Genomic DNA, 20,731 nt, shown 5'->3' with positions numbered 1-20,731 from the left:
CTGAAAAGTGGCTTTTTAAGCGTTTGCGGGCGTTTAAGTCAGGCGCCTGAACCGGCTTCCGCTTTACCGAGCTCGTAAGCCTCGGCCATCACTTTCGTAAACAAGTTCATGAATGGCTCAAGCATTTCCGGGGAAAGTTCGATTCCCGCTTTCTCCATCTCTGCTTTCGCTTCCGGAACGTATTTCATGGCAATTTGCAAAAATTCCATTGATTTTTCGTGCATCTTGATCACCTCAATGTTCGTTTGGCAGTTTGTTTGTTTTTTTGTATTCGTCAATCAGCCGATTCATCTTTTCTTGAAATGACTGATCGACAACAGGGCTGAATTCTCCCATTTCGATGACGCCGTCTTGAATGTCAAATGAGCGCTTGCCGCCTTTAAGCGTTCCTTTATTAAACTCGTCGGCGGTGAGTTCATAAGCGTCGTCTACATGCTGTATGGTGCTTGTCAAAACGACATTCTCACCCAATTCCGACTGGTCGCTTACATAGCCGATAGCGTACAGCCCGTCCTTTTTGATTTGTTCAATGACAGGGACATTATACCCGTCTCCGGCCGGATACACAACATCCGCGCCTGCCTTCTTCATTTTTTCATACAGTTTGACGGCATTTTCGCTGTCGTCCCACTGGCCGACATATTCTGTCATCACCTCAATGTCCGGATCGAGGTATTTAGCCCCTTCGGAAAATCCTTCTACTTCAGGCTGCCATTTATACGTTGCGAGCACGCCGATTTTCTTTGTTTTTGACTGATGGGCCGCCGTCATTCCGCCGAAGAACCCCATCGCTTCTCCTTCAAGCGATATGCTTGTCACATTTGGGTGATCGGCTTTCGAGTTCATTAAAACAAAATGAATATCAGGATAATCTTTGCATATCTCATTAAAGGCTTTTTCATATTCGCTTCCGTGCCCGTAGATGAGGTTGACGCCTTTTTTGTGAAAATCTTCTACAGCCATTTTAATGGCAGCGTCATTATCGATTCCCTCTTTATAATAGACGTCGACATTGTAGACGGATTGTATTCTTAATAATCCTTTATATCCTTTGGTTCCCCATACTTGGTCATTTATCGTATCAGGGACAAGCAAACCGACTTTTTCAATTTTCCCTTTCAGCGGCGATTGTCCGCAGCCGCTTAGCGCCAGGAGAATGAAAAAAATCGCGACAAGCCTGTACACCATGCCATGTTCAACTCCCTTTCGAAAAAACAGCAATTCAAATCTATCTTTATTGTATCCTTTCAAGTGTAAATTAGGAAGATCTTTCTTATTTTTTGTCGAAAAATGTAGACATTTGTCTGATCCATTCTTCAATGATCTCATCGGCTTTATCGTATGGCGTCTTCTGTACAAACTGCAAATCTGAAAAATCTTTTTCAACAGCACAGGCAGCGGCTTGTGCTGCCGCGTCGTTCACAAAAAGCGCTCCGTCCCTGTTTTGTTTATCCTCTGCCCTGACGTCCCACGGACCGAACAGATCCGGAAGCACGATCAGTTCAACACCCTTTTCCTCCATGCCGGCGCGTAAATCCTCTTCGAATTGTTCCTGGTAGACAAACAGAATAACAGGCTTGTTTTCAACGCCTGCAGCCAGCGCTTCTTCCGGCACTGAGCCTGTGTATTGGATGAAGACTTGTTCGTACGGGGCTTCAAGCTCTTTTTCGATGAGACGGAAATGCTCGTTTCTTCCCAGCCACATCAGCCGCTCTTCGAGATACATCAGCTTTTTTTCGTCGCTTGTCTGTTCCAGCTTTACATCTATGTCAACACCCTCTTCAAGTAGATGTTCACAAAATGAAAGGCCAAAGAACTCATCTGCTCCATATACAAGTGCCGGCTTCATTCGATGGACCACCTTTCGTTTCAGCTTTTTTAACCAAGCAAAAAACAGCCCTTTCATCATTTTCGGGCTGCTATTATTCTATTCTCTATAAGACTTTTTCATGCGTTTTGAAAAAGTTCGCGATTGCTGAATGAATGCGCTGAGGATGTTCGGTCAGGTGCAGGGTAAGCCCTACGCTGTGACGGCCTTTAAGCTGGCGCTCCTCAAACGTTTTGGCATGGATCATATACGGATACGGTGAGCCGTTCAGTCTTTGCCAAATATGAACGGGTACGAGATTGTGATAAGGGGATATGCTTTTGAACGGATAATCGGCTGCCTCCCGCTCCGTAATTCCGTAGCTTTCGGCAATTTCTTTAATAAACTGTTTGTAGAAAAACTTGTTTTCTTTTTCTCGTTTATGATGAGCCTGAAGATCGAGGCAAGGATTAACCATCGCTGCAGAACGTATTTGGTTCGGGATCGAGCGAAGGAGCTCATCTGCAATGAGGGCCCCTGTGCCTTCCGCCAATAGATGAATTTTTTCATTTAAAATCTCTTGTTTGAACACGTAATGAATCAGCTGTTTGGCGTATGCAACCGCTTTTTCGGAGCCCCAGTGCCTGCCGAACAAATTGCTGTTTACCAGGGTATAGCCTTTGTTTCTCAGGCTCGTTAGAAGCTGATTTCTTCCGTAATGCTGAAGCCAGAAGCTCGAATCTTCCCCGACAAAATGGTTCCGGTCGCCGAAAATGAACACCAGAAAACCGTTCGGCTTGTACGGAAGATGAACCACGTTCCATTCTGAATCCATTTGAAAAAAACGTTCGGTTATTTTCATCACTTGCCTGCCTCCTTCCTGCCGTAATCTGCTCATTATTTTATGTCGTACGTGCAGCAAACGAATAAGGAAAAGTCCCAGTCTTCATGATGAAAAGTAAACTTTAATGAAATACCCTTTCTGATATTTCTGAAAACAGAGTTGAAAGCCCTGTCTTGTTCACTAAAATGTCTTTTCCAGCTGGCTATGTATATGGTATGATAAGTTTTAGAATTGAATGAGAAGGACGAGGTGGGAAACGTGCGATTTGTGGTCGCTTTTTTCTGGACATTTCTTTTGACGCAGATGGCCTGCTATATTGTCGGCGCCATGAACGGTGCTGGGTATGACCTTCAAACCAGTGTCATTATGGGCTTTATCATCACCGCAGCCGTTATTGTTCTTGGAGAAATTATGCCTGTTAAACAGGATGCAAGTCAACATTAAAACCCCGGCTTTTGAAAGCGGGGTTTTTTGCTTTAGACAGACAGCCGTCCGACGGCTGTTTTTTTAAGGCTTTCTTTTATATGTCCAGAGCCGGTTATGGTTGGAGGTTTCAGGGAAGAACTCGCCGGCGCTCAATTTGATTTGTTGAGGGTTCTGAACCATGCTTCCCGTTTCGCCGATCTCCACATACACTCCATTATTGGGCGCTTTTTGGCCCGGCCGGAATTGACGCTGCTGTCCCATTTGCTTCACTCCCTTTTATTATTAGATTGCCCCACTCTCCCAAAAAACATGTCGATTTTATCTTTACATCTGTTTGCTTTGTATAGTTTAATGAGAAAAGTGTTCCGAAAATTAAAACGAACCGCCCGTTCATTCCGTCTTTTAAAAGGGCGTCACAACTTGTGGGAAACGGAGGAGTATCATGGATTTTTTAATGTTGATCAAGTATATCCTTTTAGGGTTGCTTCAGGGATTCACAGAGCCGATTCCTGTTTCTTCAAGCGGCCACTTGGTGCTGGCACAGCACTTTTTAGGCTTAAACATTGAAGGCTTCAGTTTTGAGCTTTTGATGAATGCCGGTTCTTTAATTGCCGTATTGCTCGTCTATAAAAACGATATTTTCAGGCTGGCGGTAAACGGACTGTCTTATGTCACATCAAAAAATGAAAAAGGAAAAGCGGACTTCAGGTTTATCATCTATCTGATCATCGCCACGATTCCTGCCGGTGTCATCGGTGTTTTATTTGATGATGAGATTTCGGCTTTCTTTAAAGACGGCGTCCGGATCACCGCGGTTACTTTGCTGATCACGGGTCTGGCATTGTTTCTCATTCGCAATTTGCGCGGCCGCAAAAACGACGGCGAAATCAGACTGAGAGACGCCGTGATCATCGGCTTGTCGCAAATGGTTGCACTTGTTCCCGGCATCAGCCGTTCGGGAGCGACGATCGTCCCTGCGATGGCGCTCGGCCTCAAATCTGAAACCGCGCTCAGGTTTTCATTTTTACTGTACATACCGGTCAGTCTTGGCGGGACCATTTTAAGTATTACCGATATTTTTCATGATCCGCGTTTAGGGGAGCTTTTCCTTCCTTATTTGTTTGCGTTCATTGCATCGATTATCGCTACATACTTTTCATTGCGCTGGTTCATGAATATTATGGCGAAAGGAAACTTGGTTTATTTCTCGATTTACTGCTTTGTCATCGGCATCGCCGTTTTGATATTCGCCTAAAAAAACAGCTGATCAATTGTGATCAGCTGTTTTTTATTTAAGATAACAGTGCTTTTAATAAAGCTTTTTGGACGTGCAGGCGGTTTTCAGCCTGCTGGAATACCGCTGAATTCGGGCCGTCGATGATCTCTGCGGTGACCTCTTCTTCCCTGTGGGCAGGAAGGCAGTGCAGAAAGACGTAATCCGGTTTGGCATGGGAGACAAGCGCTCTGTTGACCTGATAAGGAGCAAAGATATTCATCCGTTCTTCGGCTTCTTTCTCCTGGCCCATGCTTGTAAACACATCAGAATAGATGACATCCGCTTGTTGAACGGCTGACACGGGGTCATTTGAGATTGTGACGGCCGCTCCGGACTCTTCGGCGAATCCCTCGGCCAGTCTTACCACTTCCTGATTCGGCTCATACCCTTCAGGCGAAGCGACCGTGATGTCGCATCCCACTTTCGCACAGCCGATTAACAGCGAATGCGCGACATTGTTTCCGTCTCCAACATAAACGGCTTTCAGCCCTTTTAATGTTCCTTTCGTCTCTTGAATCGTCAAGAGGTCACTAAGCGCCTGACACGGATGGAAAAGATCGGTCAATCCGTTGATCACGGGAATCTCGGCGTGCTTGGCAAGCTCTTCGACTTTTTCGTGTTCGAATGTGCGGATCATAATCGCGTCGACATAACCCGAAAGCACTTTCGCGGTATCTGCGATCGTTTCCCCTCTGCCCAACTGCATGTCTTTACTGCTTAAAAACAGGGCGTTTCCGCCGAGCTGCGCCATTCCGGCTTCAAACGATACGCGCGTTCTCGTCGACGACTTTTCAAAGATCATCGCCAATGTTTTTCCTTTAAAGATGTCTTGAATTTTATTTTGCTTCATCGCTGCTGCCTCTTTCAGCAAATAAACGATCTCTTCTTTTGAAAAGTCTTTCAGGCTTAAAAAATCCTTACCCGTCAGATTGATTTCCCGGGTCGCCCCGATGTTTACAGTAGACATGTCTCCACTTCCTTTTTATATAAATCTTTAAGCGACACGGCTTTAGTCGTTCCATGCCCGCTCGTCAAAAATGCCCGCACCGTCTCTTCCTCTGTCATCACCGCCACACCGTGGGTGACGGCTTCCATTCGCTGCTTGCTCGCCTCTTTTGATTCGGCTAAATGGATGTGCAGCGCTTTGTCTTTCCGTTTGATCCAGCCTGGAAAATCGTCCGACTGTACGGTGAAACCCGCCTGTTCTGCGACAGAACGAAGCTCGCCGGCCCCTTCCATGTAAATGCAGCCTTTCGTTTGCCAGATTCCCGCAAAGATTTTCTTCAGGGCGCTTTCCGGATTGAAGCCGACATACATGCCTTCTCCGGTCGATTTCATTTCCGGTCCAAGCTTCAAATCGACATCCTGGATAGCGTGCGATGAAAAGACCGGAAACTTCACGGCAACGCCGCGTGAGTTTTTGGCGGCGGGCTTCAACTCTTTGAGTGACGAACCGGCCAACAGCTGCGCCGCAAGCGGGATCATCGGAACCCCCATCACCTTGCTGACAACCGGAACCGTCCGGCTCGCCCTCGGATTGACTTCAAGGATGAGCAGTTCATCCGCGTCCGCTATAAATTGAATGTTCATAATACCTTTAAATCCGAGCTTGCGGACGATTTTTGCGGCAGCATCCCGCGCGGCGCTTTTCATCTCCGGAGTGACCGAAGGCCCCGGCAAAATCGCGTAGCTGTCACCTGAATGCACGCCCGCTTTTTCAATATGCTCGATATAAGTCGGGATGTAGAGATCGTCGCCATCGCTGACAAGGTCGATTTCAAACTCTTTTCCCGATACGTATTGATCGATCAGAATCGGGTAAGGCATTTGCGACGCTCCGCCCAGCAGCTCTCTGAGCTCTGCTTCGGAGTGAACGATCATCATGCCCATGCCGCCGATCACATATGACGGCCTGATCAGCACAGGATAGCCGATTTCGTTTGCTTTCTGCACCGCTTCCGCTTTTGATGAAGCCGTTTCTCCTTTAGCATGAGAAATGCCGAGCTCGTCAAGAAGCTGATAAAATTGATCACGGTCTTCAAGTATGTCAAGGGTTTCCGATGATGTCCCAAGCAGGGTGATGCCCGCTTTTTCAATCGCTTCAGCCACATTGATGGCGGATTGGCCGCCGAATTGAACAATCGCAAAATCGATATCTTCCGCTTCAGCGACATTGAGAATATGCTCGGGTGTAATCGGTTCAAAGTACAGGCGGTCTGCCATTTCATAATCCGTGCTGACGGTTTCCGGGTTGTTGTTCAGCATGATCGTTTCAAACCCGAGGTTTTTCAGCGTCATGACGCCGTGCACGGCGCTGTAGTCAAACTCGACTCCCTGGCCGATCCGTATCGGGCCGGAACCGATGATCAGGGCGCGCTTTTTCGTTTTTTGAGAGATGTCTCCGTCGCTTTTCCCAAAATACGTCGAGTAAAAATAGTTTGTCTTCGCATCAAATTCAGCTGCGCATGTATCGACGATTTTAAAGGATGCGGCAATGCCCATTTTCTTGCGGAACGCGCGCACTTCTTCTTCCGTCTTTCCGGTGAGGGAAGCGATCGTAAAGTCGGTAAATCCCTTTTCTTTTACCTTTTTCAAAAGGCTGACGGACAGCGCGTCTCCCTGTTCCATCAACATGTTTTCCAGTTGAATGATATTAGAAAACACATGAAGGAAATAGTTATCGATTTTCGTTTTCTCGTGTATCTCGCTGATGGAAGCCCCCCTGCTCAGCAGCTCCATGACCGCAAAGAAACGGCGGTCATCAGGAGTCTCAAGCAGCTTCCACAACACTTCTGAAGATGCGCCGCCAAGTTCGGGCAAATGGGTTCCTGACGTTTTCAGCTCAAGGGATGCGACCGCTTTTTGCAGGGCCGCTTCAAGATTGCGGTCAATCGCCATGACTTCTCCCGTCGCTTTCATTTTCGTGCCGAGCTTACGGTCGGCTTGTTTGAATTTGTCGAACGGCCAGCGCGGAAATTTGACGACGACATAGTCAAGAGCAGGCTCGAAGCTGGCGTATGTCGAATCTGTGAGGGGATTTTTCAGCTCGGCAAGCGTGTAGCCGACAGCCAGTTTAGCCGCCATTTTTGCGATCGGATAGCCGGTCGCTTTTGAGGCGAGCGCCGATGAACGGCTTACTCTCGGATTCACCTCGATGACATAATAATTTTTGCTTTCCGGGTCCAGGGCGAATTGAATGTTGCAGCCGCCGACGACATCGAGCGCGGAAATGATCTTTAAGCTGGCAGAACGAAGCATTTGATAATCCGCATCCGTTAATGTCTGCGACGGGGCGACAACGATCGAATCCCCCGTATGGACGCCGACCGGATCGATGTTTTCCATATTGCAGACGGTAATGCATGTATTGTTTCTGTCACGCATGACTTCGTATTCGATTTCTTTAAAACCGGCAATGCTTTTTTCGACAAGACATTGGTGAATCGGGCTTGCGAGGAGGGCGCTTTCGATTAAAGGCAGGAACTCCTCTTTCGTCGCCGCGATGCCGCCTCCTTTTCCGCCCAATGTATAGGCCGGCCGCACGATAATCGGAAAACCGATTGAGAGCGCAAAACGAAGCGCATCATCTTGATTGTCAACAATTTCTGAATCCGGCACAGGCTCGTTCAGCTCCTTCATCAAGGCGCGGAACTTTTCCCTGTCTTCGCCCTTTTCGATCGTATCAACAGATGTTCCAAGCAGCTTTACCCCGTATGTTTTAAGAATACCGGCCTTTTCGAGCTCAACCGCCAAATTCAGCGCTGTCTGTCCACCCAGATTGGCGAGCAGTCCGTCCGGTTTTTCGCGCTTGATGATTTGTGTGAGGCTTTCCACTGTCAAGGGCTCAAAATAGATTTCATCTGCAAAAGATTCATCGGTCATGATGGTCGCCGGGTTGCTGTTGACGAGAATCACCCGGTAGCCTTCGCTTTTCAGCGCCATGCAGCCCTGGGTTCCGGAATAGTCGAATTCAGCGGCCTGCCCGATGATAATCGGCCCCGACCCGATAACGAGAATGCTTTTGATGGTTTGATCTTTAGGCATGGGCGATCTCTCTCCTTGCTTCGTTCAATTTCTGCAAATATTCGCCGAATATCCACTCGCTTTCAGCCGGTCCCGGATGGGCTTCCGGATGAAACTGAACGGATATGACAGGCAGTGTTTTATGCATGAGCCCTTCTACTGAACCGTCGTTGACATGATAAAATCTGACGGAAAATTCATTTTCGCTGATGGTGTCCCGATCGACGACATAGCTGTGGTTTTGGCTTGTCATGAACACGCGTCCGGTCTCTTTGTCCATGACCGGATGATTGGCTCCCCTGTGGCCGAACGGAAGCTTATACGTGTCGCTTCCGAATGCGAGCGCGATCAGCTGGTGCCCGAGACAGATGCCGAGAGTCGGATAGGAAGAGATGATATCCCGGAGTGCATCCATATATGGAAGGATCGCTTTCGGATCGCCCGGTCCGTTTGAAAGGACGATCCCGTCCGGATTCAGCTTTGAAATGCCGTCCATCTCTTGATAGGGAACAACCGTTACTTTGCAGCCCCGGTTTGCAAGCGATGAAGCGATCGACTTTTTATAGCCGAAATCGATCACCGCAATATGCGTATTGCCTTCCCTAAAGGCGCCGTTTTCGTTTTGTCCGGCAACCTGTGCCGCATAGTTTTCCAGCTGGCGCGGAGCCGGAATGCCGTCCTTTTGTTTCGTCAGTCTGGCATTCAGCGTCCCCTTTGCCCTGATATGCTGAACAACCGCTCTTGTGTCCACGTGCGATAAAAGCGGAACATCCCACTTCGCCAAGTATTCCCGAAGGCTTTCTGTCGCCTGATGATGGGAAAACCTGTCGCACGCTTCATAGACGACAACCCCTTTCACCTGAGGCCGTTTGCTTTCATCATCGCTTTCGTTTATTCCGTAGTTGCCAATCAGCGGGTACGTAAAGACAATAATCTGGCCTTTATAAGAAGGGTCTGTCAAAACCTCCTGATAGCCGGTCATGCCCGTAAAAAAGACGACTTCACCGGTGCAGCCGTCAAGACCGTCCAGTTCACCGCTGAAGGATGTACCATCTTCAAGAACTAAATATCCTTCCATCTTATGCCCACCTTTGATGAATAAATAATGATATTCATGAATTTTTATACTTACATATCGAAAAAAAATTACTGTTTTACAGCTGAATGATCTGCCATGACAGCTTTCAGTTTTTCCACGGCCGCTTTGATTTCACTTTTCGCAACCGTCAATGGCGGCAGAAGTCTGATGACGTTCGGACCCGCGGGAAGAACGAGCAAACCTTCCTTTTGAAGCGCTTCGATCAGCGGCTGTACAGGTTCCTTGCACTCGATTCCGGCGATCAGCCCTTTCCCGCGGATATCTTTTACAAGCGGAAATTGAAGCTTTTCTTTCAGCTGTTGATGCAAAAATGCTCCTTTGGCGCTCACTTCTTCAAGAAAGCTGCTTTCAAAAATGGTCTCCAACGTGGCGTTTGCCGCAGCCATCGCCAGCATGTTCCCTCCGAATGTCGAGCCGTGGGAACCCGGAGAGAACGCTTCTGAAAGCTCTTTTTTCCCGATCACGGCTCCGACCGGAAAACCGCTGCCCAGTCCTTTCGCGACGGTGATGATATCAGGTGACAGCCCTTCGTGTTCATATCCGAAAGCTTTACCGGTGCGTCCAATTCCTGTTTGAACTTCGTCGACGATAAGGAGAGCCTGCTTATCGCGGCAAAAATCTTGAACGCTCTGCAGAAATTCCCTGCTCGCAGGGATGACGCCGCCTTCGCCTTGAATCGGCTCGAGCATCACTGCCGCGATATCTTTTTCATCCTGCAATTCGGCAAATGCTTTCGGCTCGTTGTAAGGTAAGTAGTGGAATCCTTCAAGCATCGGTCCGAATCCGAGCTTGATCTTTTCCTGTCCGGTTGCGGCCATTCCCGCATACGTGCGTCCGTGGAACGATTGCTGAAACGTTATGATTTTTGTTTTTTGCGTATGTTTTCGTGCGAGCTTCACCGCCCCTTCATTCGCTTCTGCCCCGCTGTTGCAAAAGAAGACGAGATCGCCTGCACTGTTTTTGGCAAGAAGCTGTGCAACCTTTTCTTGAAGCTCATTTTGAAACAGATTGGAAACATGCCAGACATCATCAAGCTGTTTTTTGACAGCAGCTGTCACTGAATCGGGGCAATGCCCGAGATTGCAGACCGCGATTCCCTGGACGAAATCAAGATAAGCGTTCCCCTTCTCATCCTGAACGATCGTGCCTTTCGCTTTTTTAATATTGATATTCCAGCGGCTGTACGTCTGAAATAAATGACTCACGATACGGCCTCCTTTTGTTTAATGATTTTCGTGCCGATGAAATCGTCTTTCGTGAGGAAAGATCCTTTTCCGCTCACGATCATCACTTCATCCACTTCATCTGTGAGGGCTTCTTTTGCAGAATGCACTTTTGGTATCATGCCTCCCGAGATCACGCCTTCAACAATCAGGCTTTCGATGTCTGCCGGCGTCAGCTCTTTCAGCATTTCTTCGTTTTTCATAATCCCTTTAACGTCTGTCACAAACATTAATTTGTCAGCGTGCAAGGCTGCCGCAACAGCCGACGCCGCCAAATCGGCGTTCACATTCAAAGTCTCACAGCCATCCGTCATCGAGAGGGGGGCGATAACCGGAATAAAGCCTTTTTCCATGAGCGCTTCGGCCATTCGGCCGTTTACTTTTTTAATGCGCCCGACCTGACCGTATTCTTTTTCATTTAAATAGTCGGCAAGGAGCAGTCCCCCGTCTTTTCCTGATACTCCGACAGCCGGAAGGCCGTGCTTTGTCAGCTCGGCAACGAAAAATTTGTTGATCGAACCGGATAAGACCATTTCAGCGACTTCAAGAACCGCTTTTGTCGTCTTGCGCTGTCCGTTGACGAATTCGCTTCGAATATTGAGTTTCTTCAGCATCTTTGTAATATCAGGCCCGCCCCCGTGGACGAGTGCGATTTTCCAGCCGCTTTCGGTCAGCTCTTTCAGATTTTGAAAAAATTCGTCCGATAGTTCGCGGATGACGCTTCCGCCGCATTTAAAAACGATTGTTTTATCCATTGTGATCCCCTTTTTACGTCCGATAGCTCGCATTGATTTTGACGTATTCATAAGTTAAATCGCAGCCCCAAGCCGTACCCTTTCCGTCACCTTCCTGCAAGCGAACCTCGATTTTCACTTCGCTGTTTTCTAAATATGTTTTGGCCAGCTCTTCTGAAAACGGCTGCGGTTCGTTATTTTTAAAAAGGCATTGGCTGCCCAGGTAGATTTCTACCTTCTCCGGTGTCACAGCAGCCATGCTGTCTCCGATCGCGACAATGATTCTGCCCCAGTTCGCATCCGTTCCGTAAACCGCGGTTTTTACAAGGTTTGAGCCGACGATTTTTTTGGCGATGATTTGCGCTTCAAGATTGCTTTTCGCACCGTTCACTTCAACCTCGATCAGCTTTGTCGCCCCTTCCCCGTCTCTCGCGATTTGTTTGGCGAGGTCTGTGCAGGCAAGCTGCAGGCCTTTTTTGAAAACCGGCCAATCTTCGTGTTCTTCATGGAGGCGCTCATTTCCGGCGCATCCGTTCGCCATGACGAGCACCATATCGTTAGTCGATGTGTCGCCGTCGACTGTGATCTGGTTGAATGAAACGTCCGTAATTTCCCTTAATGCCCTTTGCAGCGCGCTTTCTTCGATGCATGCATCTGTTGTGACAAAGCCGAGCATCGTCGCCATATTCGGGTGGATCATCCCCGACCCTTTGGCTGCTCCGCCAATCGTCACTCTTTGACCGCCGATCATCAGTTCATAGCACGTTTGTTTGATCACCGTGTCTGTCGTTAAGATCGCTTCTTCGAAATCGCCTTCGGCAGGCTCAGTCTCGGCGAGAAGGCTGATGCCTTTTGTAATGCTCTCCATATTGAGGTATTCGCCGATGACGCCGGTTGAGGACACGGCCACCAGTTCCGGCTCGATCCCAAGCATATCAGCGCTTTGGCGGCGCATCTCATATGCATCTTTTAAGCCCTGCTCTCCCGTACATGCGTTGGCATTTGCGCTGTTGACGATGACGGCTTGCAGATGCGCGCTTTTTTTGAGACTTTCCTGCGTCACCTTGATCGGCGCAGCCTGAAAGTGGCTTTGCGTATAAACGGCGGCGCTCACCGCCGGTCTTGAGCTGATGATAATTCCAAGATCCTTTTTTGAATAGCGGAGGCCGCAGTGAACCCCTTTTGCCAAATAGCCTTTAGGCGAAGCGACATTTCCGTCTGTTTTTTTTATGCTGTCTTGACTCACCTGAAACATAAGTTTGTTCTCTCCCGTCTTATGGATAAATTGGCGTAAATTCAAGCCCGGCGGTTTCGCTCCAGCCATTCATAATGTTGAAGTTTTGAACAGCCTGACCCGCGGCTCCCTTCATCAAGTTATCGATCACTGACACAATTGTCACTCTGTTCGTCCGTTCATCAACGGTAACGCCGATATCGCAAAAATTGCTGCCGTACACCTCTTTAGTTGCAGGGAACGAACCGGGTTCTCTCACTCTGACAAAGTATGAATCTTTATAAAATTTCGAAAAAATAAGTTGGAGCTGTTCGGCATCCATGCTGTCTTTCAGTTCTGTGTAGATGGTCGCCATAATGCCCCTTGTCATCGGAACTAAATGCGTGCTGAATGTGATCGGTTTAAATGCGGAGTCCCATTGTTTAACAATCTGCTCGATTTCAGGCGTATGCTGGTGTTCGTTTACCTTATATATTTTGAAATTGTCATTGATCTCTGAAAAGTGAGTGCCCATCGACGCCTTTCTGCCTGCTCCCGATACCCCTGTTTTCGCATCGATGATGACAAAAGATTCGTTGATGCTGCCGCTTTTGACGAGCGGCGCCAAGCCGAGAAGAACCGCTGTCGGGAAACAACCTGGATTGGCTATGTACTGCGCCGTTTTAATGTCTTCCCGATTCAGCTCAGACAGTCCGTATACCGCTTTTTGAAGCACGTGTTCAGGCGCGGCTTCCCTTTTATACCACTTTTCATAGACGCTCGGGTTCTGCAGCCTGAGATCGCCGGACAGGTCAATGATCGGTATGTCATATGCATCAAACTGTGGCGTCAGCCGGCTGGATACCCCCGGAGGCGCAGCCATAAATAAAAAATCGATTTCGTTCGCAATTTTCTTTACTTCGATCGGTTGCAGGTGTTGATCTGTCAGTTTCATAAGGTGCGGGTATGCGGCATCATAGCGGGCTCCCTCATCACTCGATGAATACAATATGCATTCATCTGCATAAGGGTGCAACTTCATAATCCTCATAATCTCTGCCCCTCCATAGCCAGTAGCACCTATAATACCTATTTTCAAAACAAGTTCACCTTCTTGGTCTTTGTGAAATTATTTAACATTATAACATGAATAAAAATTAATTCAATTGTATATTTAATATTTTTTGTTCATCTTTCATATTGGTTCTTTCCTCCCGCCGGCGGTCCTTTTTCAGCGGCTTGGTCGTGCTCCGTTCCCATCTTCCCGGATTCTCCGCTTTTCAAACCGGAGAATGTGCCGGCTGGCGTTTTTGCAATAAAAAAAGAACGCTTGTACAAGCGTTCTTTTTATAACGGGAGTAGCGATCTGCCTGGATACGCCCGTGTTATCTATTACGGCGGCTCCCTTTTCAAAACAGAAAGAGCCTGTCAACGGTTGAGCAGGCTCTGGAAACGTTTATTGGATGCCAAGTGCGATTTTCGCATATCGCGACATTTTGTCCCGTGTCCAAGGCGGATTCCAGACGATATGAACGTCAACTTCCTTGACTTCGGGAATATCTGCGAGCGCTTTTTTGACTTCATCCACAATGATCGGCGCCAGCGGACAGCCCATTGAAGTCAAAGTCATAGTCACGTCAGTTTTGCCGTTTTCATCCATATCCACGTCATATACAAGGCCGAGATTGACGATATCGACGCCCAGTTCAGGGTCAACGACCTGTTCAAGGGCACCCATGATGTTCTCTTTTAATGCTTCATCCACTCTTCCTCACTCCTTTTTTCATCAGTATAACGCACTTCTTTCATTTTCTAAACCGATAGCACTTAAAGGTGCGCATCAAACCATTCGACTGTTTTCAAAAGGCCTTCCCTTGATACTTTATGCCCGGCCCGCTCATCTTCGATAAAATGCAGCAAATCAGGCCGAGTTTCATACAGCGGAATCGTCGATTCATAGAAGCGGCGCGCCAAAGCAAACGGAACGGTGCCATCCTGTTTGCCGTGCCAAAATAAAAGCGGCCTCATCTTCAATTTGTCCGGCTGCAGACTCAAGTCAAAACGCTTCAGTTTATCGCGCTGCTGTTCGATTTGTCCTTCTGTGAAAGGAAGTTCAATTTTCTTTTCACGCATAAAAGCGAGCTGTTGATCAAAAAATTCTACATAGGCGGGACTGCCCATTAAACTGACGGCAGTTGTAATCCATTCGTATTGGGTCAAAGCGCCGAGCGTGACAATACCGCCCATCGAAGTTCCGGCGGCGCCGATACGGCCCTTTTCAATCAGGTTTTCCTGTTCAAAGTGGTTTTTCAGCACTTCGAGCTCTTTGATTTCATTCGTGACGATCTCCCAAAACCTCGGGGCGATCTCTTCCTGAGTGAGCTGCTCTTCCCTCTCCCCGTGATAAAGAGCCTCAGGCAGGATCACGCGCATTCCTTTTTCGGCAAGCAGATATGCGAAGTGAAGGTTATGCTCTTTTGCGCTTGTAAAACCATGTATGAAGAAAACAAGAGGAAGAGCTTTCTCTTTTTTCTCCTCTTTTACAATATGCAAAAGAGGAATGTTTGAAATATGTTGCTTCTCGATTATGATCACGACTGTTTCTTCCTCCTTTTAGGATGTCCATCATCATAAGTTTAACATGTAGACAATAAAGAAGGTAAAAAGATACACTATAGGTAAGTCAGAACTTTCAAATTCACAACAAAGGAGCATTTATGGAGACAAAACCATATTTAATTGCATTGGACTTAGACGGTACATTATTAAAAGACGACAAGACCATCTCGGAAAGCTCCAGCGACGTCATCCGCAAGCTGCGGGAAGATGGACATTACGTGTGCATTTCTACGGGAAGACCGTTCCGAGCAAGCTCCGTGTATTATGATCAGCTCCAGCTCGATACGCCGATCGTCAATTTCAACGGGGCGTTTGTCCATCATCCTAAAGATCAAAGCTGGGGACGCTTCCATACATCTCTTGATCTCGAGGTGGTCAAACAGATCATTGAAGTCAGCGAGACATACAACGTACATAATATCCTTGCTGAAATTGTCGATGATGTTTATTTTCATTATCATGACGAAAAACTGATTGATGTCTTTACTATGGGCAGCCCGAATATTACAGTCGGAGATTTAAGGACAAACCTCGGCCAGGATGTGACAAGCGTACTGATCCACGCAAAAGAAGAGGATGTTCCGGCGATCCGCTCCTACCTGTCAGACGTTCACGCGGAGATGGTCGATCATCGAAGATGGGCGGCTCCGTGGCATGTGATCGAACTGATTAAAAGCGGCATCAATAAAGCGGTCGGCTTAGAGAAAATCACGGACTATTACGGGATACCGCCTGAGCGGGTCATTGCCTTCGGCGATGAAGACAACGACCTTGAAATGCTTGAGTTCGCGGGCTGCGGCGTGGCGATGGGCAACGGCATCGAAGGGGTAAAAAGCATTGCAAACAAGGTTACAAAATCAAACGAAGAAGACGGAATCGCAGTCTTTTTGAAGGACTACTTCGCTTTATAATATTATAATTTGCCATTCATAAACGGCTTTTCAAAACGGCAATACTATGAGAAGACGGCCGCACCGGACCGTCACTCGTGTTAAGGGGGAATTTCAAGATGGGTAAACGCAGCAAATCAAAACGGTTTATTCAGCAAGGCAAGGATTCGCTTAAACAGCATGCCGCCAGGTTCCCTTACCGCTCCACATTAGAAGAGGCTGAACAAAAGAGCGGCCCGACGGAATGCGGAGGGCTGTAACATGAGAAACGAACTGTTTCAAATGGCCAAAGCAGCCGTTCATGAAGCTGAAGCTTCGACGGATTCAGGCGAAAAGGCGAAAGCCGTTGCAAGAGCCAAAAACGCCCTTTCCTCGGCATACGCCAATTCAACTGATGCCGAACGGCGCCAGCTTCACGATCTTCAGGAGCAGCTAGATCAACGATCATAACAACACGCCGGCTTTTTGACAGCCGGAGAGGAGTCTGTGCCATCGGCACGGCTCCTTTTTTATGTTCAAATTTCAAAACATAAAAATTTGACATCGGAAGCAAAAGGAAGTACATTATAAAAGGCGAACATTTTATATAACAAACAAATAAATATTCGTTTTTGGGGGTTTTTATATTGGAAAACGTGTTTGATTACGAGGATATTCAACTAATTCCTGCAAAGTGCATCGTCAAGAGCCGCTCTGAATGTGATCCGTCCGTGCAGTTCGGCGGAAGAACATTTAAACTGCCTGTGGTGCCCGCCAATATGCAGACCATTATAGATGAAAAGCTGGCTGTTTCATTAGCGGAAAACGGTTACTTTTATGTGATGCACCGCTTTGAGCCGGAAACACGGATCGATTTTGTAAAAGACATGAAGGCGCGCGGTTTGTTTTCTTCAATCAGCGTCGGAGTCAAAGATGACGAATACGCGTTTATCGAAGAGCTGGTGAAAGAGAATCTCACGCCTGATTACATCACGATCGATATCGCTCACGGTCACTCGAACGCCGTCATCAATATGATTCAGCACATTAAAAAACATCTTCCGGACAGCTTCGTGATCGCAGGAAATGTCGGAACACCCGAAGCTGTGAGAGAACTTGAAAACGCCGGCGCCGACGCTACAAAAGTCGGCATCGGTCCCGGAAAAGTCTGCATTACAAAAATTAAAACCGGTTTTGGAACGGGCGGCTGGCAGCTGGCTGCGCTGCGCTGGTGTGCAAAAGCGGCGAGCAAGCCGATCATTGCAGACGGCGGCATCCGCACTCACGGGGACATCGCCAAATCGGTCAGATTCGGGGCGACAATGGTCATGATCGGTTCGCTGTTTGCCGGACACGAAGAATCGCCGGGGGCAACGATCGAAAAAGACGGCAAGCTTTACAAAGAATATTTCGGTTCGGCTTCTGAGTACCAAAAAGGTGAAAAGAAAAATGTCGAAGGCAAAAAAATGTACGTGGAGCATAAAGGCGCGATCATGGATACGCTGACAGAAATGGAACAGGATCTGCAGTCATCCATTTCTTACGCGGGAGGAAACAAGCTCGATGCGATCCGCAACGTAGACTACGTTATCGTTAAAAATTCTATTTTCAACGGGGATCAATATTAACGGTCACAGGGCGGTGTTCAGGCAGCCGCCTTCCCTTCTGCCTGACAGCATACAAAAAGGCATCCTTCCCGGGATGCCTTTTTTGACGGCTATTTCACTTCAAACGATTTGCCGGCCCTCAAAGTTGCAAACTGTTCCGATCTTCCCAAAAATGTCACGTTTACTTCATATGTGCCGGGTTCAGGCACCTCTTTCCATACATCAGTAAAATCGTAAGACTCTTTCGGTTTGAGCGTCATCGTCTGGAACGCCTGCGTAAACATTTTTCCTTTCGAATAGCGGTACCTTTCATTCCCTTCTTTGTCGCTGACGATCAGTTCAAATTTCTGTCCGCTGCTGAATTCAAACTCTGCCACATCATCCGTATGGTTGACAACCGACATCCGAAATTCGATTTCTCCCTGCTTCTGAACGGGTTCAACCGTTAATGTTACACTCCCGTTATTCACTTCCCCTGATACCTCCTTATCGGGGACTTGATCCCCGTTTTGCCCGCATCCACCGACAAACAGCAACATTACAATCATGGAAATCAGCCGCATTCATTCACCCTTTCATTAATCTTTGCGGAAAAACCCTAAAACCTGCGTTGTCTGCACGACGTTTGTGAAAGCATTTGGATCCACTTCATTAATGATTTTTTCCAAGTCGTATAATTCGTATCTTGTAATCACAATGATCATCATTTCTTTCTGTTCATTCGTAAAGGCGCCTTTCGCCGGAACGGTTGTAATGCCGCGGACCATCTTTCCGTAAATCGCTTCTTTGATCTCCTCCGCTTTCTTTGTGACAATCATAACGGTGAGCTTGGCGTGACGGGTGTGGATGGCATCGATCACCCTGGTTGTCACATATAGTGTAACGAGCGTATATAATGCTTTCTCCCACCCGTTCAATAATCCTGCTGTTAAAATGATCGCACCGTTTAAAATAAAGAAATAGGTGCCGACCGGTTTGTCTTTCCACTTCGCCAGGATCATCGCGATAATATCCAAACCGCCCGTTGAAGCCCCGTATTTAAGGGTCAGGCCGATTCCGACCGCGGCGATCACCCCGCCGAACACGGCGTTCAGCAAAATATCGTTTGACAGGCTCGCCTCAGGGAGCATTCCTAAAAAGACCGTCGTCAAGGCTACGCTCAAAATGCTGTAAACCGTAAATGAGCGCCCGACCTTCAGCCAGCCCAGAATCCCGACGGGAATGTTTAAAATAAACAATAGCGTCCCCGTTGAAAAGTAAATCGGGCTGTACTGGTCAAGCGCACTCGATAAAAGCTGCGCCACCCCCGTAAAGCCGCTGGCGTAAACATCGGCGGGAATCAGAAACAGATTCAATCCGATGGCATTTAACAAGGCGCCGATGATGACAATGAACAATTTTTTTGCTTCAGCTATGACCATATTTAGTTCCTCCGCTACTTTCGTATATATTTGGTTTACCCTTAAAACAATATTTTGAAAACGTCAATGTGAAAATATATGATATAGTTGACCTAAAAAACGAAGTATACCGAAGGACAGTTTGGCGTCCTTTTCAACCATTTTTTAGAAAGAAGGGGTTCAAATGAACGTTCACCTTTTAGCAGACAGTGCGGCAGATTTGCCGAAATCTTTTTATGATGAACATCACATCTCATTTATTCCGTTAAAGGTGCTGCTTGATGAAAAAGAGTACGATGACCTTCTGACGATTCAGCCTCTGGACGTTTATGAAGCGATGCGCGAAGGCAAAGCGCCGAAAACGTCCCAGCCGTCCATGATGCGGTTCAAGAATGCATTCAGCGAGCTGGCCGGCGAAAACAAACCCGCTCTCTATATCGCCTTTTCTTCAGAGCTTTCCGGAACATACCAGACGGCTGTGATGGCAGCAAACGAAGTCAAGGAAGAGTTCCCTGATTTCGATCTGCGGATCATCGACTCAAAATGCGCTTCATTAGGCTATGGGCTCGCGGTTAAGCACGCCCTTAAACTCGCAACTAACGGCAATACAATACAAGAAATTGAATCGTCTGTAAAGGACTTTTGCGAACATCTTGAACATATTTTTACCGTAGATGACCTGACTTATTTGGCAAGAGGCGGAAGAATCAGCAAAGCATCGGCTTTTGTCGGCGGTTTGCTGAATATTAAACCGCTCCTGCATGTTGAAGACGGCAAGCTTGTCCCCTTGGAAAAAATCCGGGGCAAAAAGAAGCTGCTCAAACGGATGATCGAATTGATGAAAGAAAGAAGCGTCGATTTGAGCGGACAGACGGTCGGCATCAGCCACGGAGATGACGAAGAGACGGCCGAAGAGGTCAAACGGATGATCGAAGCCGAATTTCAGCCGGGGGAAATCGTCGTCAACATGGTCGGTTCAGCGGTCGGCGCCCATTCCGGCCCCGGAACATTGGCGGTCTTTTTTCCGGGGAAAGACAAAAGATAAGGTAAAACAGAGGCCTGCTTGATAAAAGCAGGCCTTCTTCGTCAGCTGTCTTCGGTGACTGTTCCTTCAGCGGCGGCCGGTGTAAGCGCTCCATCAAGAAAACCGGCAGCCGCTGTCGCGACATCAGGACCTCCAGACCCCTCGACCACTTTTTCCATTGTGATCGGACAAATTTTGAAAGCACCGCCAAAATTGACGACTCCTCCTGCCGAAACACTTTGAATGTAAACTGAGCAGCAATGTTTCATACCAAGTCTCCTTTTTTTGGGTCTTATGATATGTGTATGCTGGCGGTACAAGGAGGCATAAACTTCCCGGCAAAAAACATCGCGGTTGGGAGAGTACATAGTTTCGCCGGCAGTGTGCAAGCTAAAAGCGACATTTTGACAGGAGGTGCTTCCTCATGAAAGATGATGATAAAAAGCCAGTTGACAACAACGCCGTCAACCAGCAGAAAAACCGGCTCGCTGAAAAGAACAGACAAGCCGGTAAACACCAGGAATCAAAGAAGCCTGATCACTTGTAAAAAACCGGCGGCGTCCTCAT

General features: G+C 47.6%; 25 protein-coding genes. 8 read left to right on the top strand and 17 right to left on the bottom strand.

Annotated elements, in window-relative coordinates; translation table 11 throughout:
• Positions 1-38 precede the first annotated feature (38 nt).
• The 4 genes from M1D59_RS06310 to M1D59_RS06295 form a co-directional block, all read right to left on the bottom strand.
• Positions 39-224: a ComZ family protein gene (locus tag M1D59_RS06310; protein ID WP_458117885.1), complete on the bottom strand. Its 186-nt coding sequence runs from the start codon at positions 222-224 to the stop codon at positions 39-41.
• A 10-nt stretch (positions 225-234) separates the two neighbouring features.
• On the bottom strand, positions 235-1,188 hold the full coding sequence (locus M1D59_RS06305) for a BMP family ABC transporter substrate-binding protein (RefSeq protein WP_020450927.1): 954 nt from the start codon (positions 1,186-1,188) through the stop codon (positions 235-237).
• An 85-nt stretch (positions 1,189-1,273) separates the two neighbouring features.
• A complete protein-coding gene (locus M1D59_RS06300; RefSeq protein ID WP_003180580.1) occupies positions 1,274-1,849 on the bottom strand; it encodes a hypothetical protein in 576 nt (191 codons plus the stop codon).
• An 85-nt stretch (positions 1,850-1,934) separates the two neighbouring features.
• Entirely contained in the window at positions 1,935-2,669 is a 735-nt protein-coding gene (locus M1D59_RS06295) for a hypothetical protein (protein WP_328031202.1), read from the bottom strand.
• Positions 2,670-2,900: 231 nt separating this feature from the next.
• Between M1D59_RS06295 and M1D59_RS06290 the strand changes: the two genes are divergently transcribed.
• The gene (locus M1D59_RS06290) at positions 2,901-3,095 is read left to right on the top strand and encodes a YjzD family protein (RefSeq protein WP_009328851.1); all 195 of its coding nucleotides are present in this window, start codon (positions 2,901-2,903) and stop codon (positions 3,093-3,095) included.
• A 63-nt stretch (positions 3,096-3,158) separates the two neighbouring features.
• Here M1D59_RS06290 and M1D59_RS06285 read toward each other — a convergent pair whose 3' ends face one another.
• Entirely contained in the window at positions 3,159-3,338 is a 180-nt protein-coding gene (locus tag M1D59_RS06285) for a YjzC family protein (protein ID WP_003180573.1), read from the bottom strand.
• 181 nt (positions 3,339-3,519) lie between these two features.
• On the opposite strand from M1D59_RS06285, the gene M1D59_RS06280 reads away from it, so the two are divergent.
• Complete coding sequence (locus M1D59_RS06280) at positions 3,520-4,332, top strand: undecaprenyl-diphosphate phosphatase (RefSeq protein WP_065643386.1); 813 nt, start codon at positions 3,520-3,522, stop codon at positions 4,330-4,332.
• 37 nt (positions 4,333-4,369) lie between these two features.
• On the opposite strand, the gene argF is transcribed toward M1D59_RS06280, so the two are convergent.
• The 9 genes from argF to M1D59_RS06235 all read right to left on the bottom strand — a co-directional run bounded on the left by argF (position 4,370) and on the right by M1D59_RS06235 (position 15,240).
• Positions 4,370-5,320 (bottom strand): ornithine carbamoyltransferase, encoded by a 951-nt coding sequence (gene argF, locus M1D59_RS06275; RefSeq protein WP_035338970.1) that lies wholly within the window; start codon positions 5,318-5,320, stop codon positions 4,370-4,372.
• Complete coding sequence (locus M1D59_RS06270; RefSeq protein ID WP_458117884.1) at positions 5,308-8,397, bottom strand: carbamoyl phosphate synthase large subunit; 3,090 nt, start codon at positions 8,395-8,397, stop codon at positions 5,308-5,310. The genes argF and M1D59_RS06270 overlap by 13 nt, the downstream gene beginning before the upstream one ends.
• Positions 8,390-9,454: a carbamoyl phosphate synthase small subunit gene (locus tag M1D59_RS06265; RefSeq protein ID WP_020450922.1), complete on the bottom strand. Its 1,065-nt coding sequence runs from the start codon at positions 9,452-9,454 to the stop codon at positions 8,390-8,392. The genes M1D59_RS06270 and M1D59_RS06265 overlap by 8 nt, the downstream gene beginning before the upstream one ends.
• 68 nt (positions 9,455-9,522) lie before the next feature.
• Positions 9,523-10,680, bottom strand: a complete 1,158-nt coding sequence (locus M1D59_RS06260; RefSeq protein WP_095290020.1) for an acetylornithine transaminase — start codon at positions 10,678-10,680, stop codon at positions 9,523-9,525.
• Positions 10,677-11,453: an acetylglutamate kinase gene (gene argB, locus M1D59_RS06255; RefSeq protein ID WP_458117883.1), complete on the bottom strand. Its 777-nt coding sequence runs from the start codon at positions 11,451-11,453 to the stop codon at positions 10,677-10,679. Before argB ends, M1D59_RS06260 begins: the two co-directional genes overlap by 4 nt.
• A gap of 13 nt (positions 11,454-11,466) precedes the next feature.
• Complete coding sequence (argJ, locus tag M1D59_RS06250) at positions 11,467-12,687, bottom strand: bifunctional ornithine acetyltransferase/N-acetylglutamate synthase (protein WP_458117882.1); 1,221 nt, start codon at positions 12,685-12,687, stop codon at positions 11,467-11,469.
• 19 nt (positions 12,688-12,706) lie between these two features.
• Complete coding sequence (gene argC, locus M1D59_RS06245; RefSeq protein WP_023856640.1) at positions 12,707-13,744, bottom strand: N-acetyl-gamma-glutamyl-phosphate reductase; 1,038 nt, start codon at positions 13,742-13,744, stop codon at positions 12,707-12,709.
• Between the two features lie 357 nt (positions 13,745-14,101).
• A complete protein-coding gene (locus tag M1D59_RS06240; RefSeq protein WP_003180552.1) occupies positions 14,102-14,410 on the bottom strand; it encodes a metal-sulfur cluster assembly factor in 309 nt (102 codons plus the stop codon).
• Positions 14,411-14,472: 62 nt separating this feature from the next.
• Positions 14,473-15,240, bottom strand: coding sequence for a prolyl oligopeptidase family serine peptidase (locus M1D59_RS06235; RefSeq protein ID WP_101560712.1), 768 nt, complete (start codon positions 15,238-15,240; stop codon positions 14,473-14,475).
• Positions 15,241-15,362: 122 nt separating this feature from the next.
• Here M1D59_RS06235 and M1D59_RS06230 point away from each other — a divergent pair, with 122 nt between their 5' ends.
• The 4 genes from M1D59_RS06230 to guaC all read left to right on the top strand — a co-directional run bounded on the left by M1D59_RS06230 (position 15,363) and on the right by guaC (position 17,761).
• Positions 15,363-16,175, top strand: coding sequence for a Cof-type HAD-IIB family hydrolase (locus M1D59_RS06230; protein ID WP_458117881.1), 813 nt, complete (start codon positions 15,363-15,365; stop codon positions 16,173-16,175).
• A gap of 98 nt (positions 16,176-16,273) precedes the next feature.
• Positions 16,274-16,414 (top strand): hypothetical protein, encoded by a 141-nt coding sequence (locus tag M1D59_RS06225; protein WP_003180548.1) that lies wholly within the window; start codon positions 16,274-16,276, stop codon positions 16,412-16,414.
• Position 16,415: 1 nt separating this feature from the next.
• Entirely contained in the window at positions 16,416-16,604 is a 189-nt protein-coding gene (locus tag M1D59_RS06220; protein ID WP_020450915.1) for a DUF3813 domain-containing protein, read from the top strand.
• Between the two features lie 176 nt (positions 16,605-16,780).
• A complete protein-coding gene (gene guaC, locus M1D59_RS06215; RefSeq protein WP_020450914.1) occupies positions 16,781-17,761 on the top strand; it encodes a GMP reductase in 981 nt (326 codons plus the stop codon).
• An 89-nt stretch (positions 17,762-17,850) separates the two neighbouring features.
• On the opposite strand, the gene M1D59_RS06210 is transcribed toward guaC, so the two are convergent.
• Together M1D59_RS06210 and M1D59_RS06205 are read right to left on the bottom strand one after the other, a co-directional pair.
• The gene (locus M1D59_RS06210; RefSeq protein ID WP_020450913.1) at positions 17,851-18,303 is read right to left on the bottom strand and encodes a BsuPI-related putative proteinase inhibitor; all 453 of its coding nucleotides are present in this window, start codon (positions 18,301-18,303) and stop codon (positions 17,851-17,853) included.
• A gap of 15 nt (positions 18,304-18,318) precedes the next feature.
• Positions 18,319-19,161 (bottom strand): YitT family protein, encoded by an 843-nt coding sequence (locus M1D59_RS06205; protein WP_020450912.1) that lies wholly within the window; start codon positions 19,159-19,161, stop codon positions 18,319-18,321.
• Positions 19,162-19,324: 163 nt separating this feature from the next.
• Between M1D59_RS06205 and M1D59_RS06200 the strand changes: the two genes are divergently transcribed.
• Entirely contained in the window at positions 19,325-20,185 is an 861-nt protein-coding gene (locus M1D59_RS06200; protein WP_039072668.1) for a DegV family protein, read from the top strand.
• A 41-nt stretch (positions 20,186-20,226) separates the two neighbouring features.
• Here M1D59_RS06200 and M1D59_RS06195 read toward each other — a convergent pair whose 3' ends face one another.
• A complete protein-coding gene (locus M1D59_RS06195) occupies positions 20,227-20,433 on the bottom strand; it encodes a spore germination protein (RefSeq protein ID WP_020450910.1) in 207 nt (68 codons plus the stop codon).
• 155 nt (positions 20,434-20,588) lie between these two features.
• Between M1D59_RS06195 and M1D59_RS06190 the strand changes: the two genes are divergently transcribed.
• Entirely contained in the window at positions 20,589-20,711 is a 123-nt protein-coding gene (locus M1D59_RS06190; protein ID WP_023856637.1) for a DUF3941 domain-containing protein, read from the top strand.
• The last annotated feature ends 20 nt before the right edge of the window (positions 20,712-20,731 follow it).

Source organism: Bacillus sp. PK6-026 (genome assembly GCF_054161455.1).
This window is presented reverse-complemented; position numbering and strand designations above follow the sequence as displayed.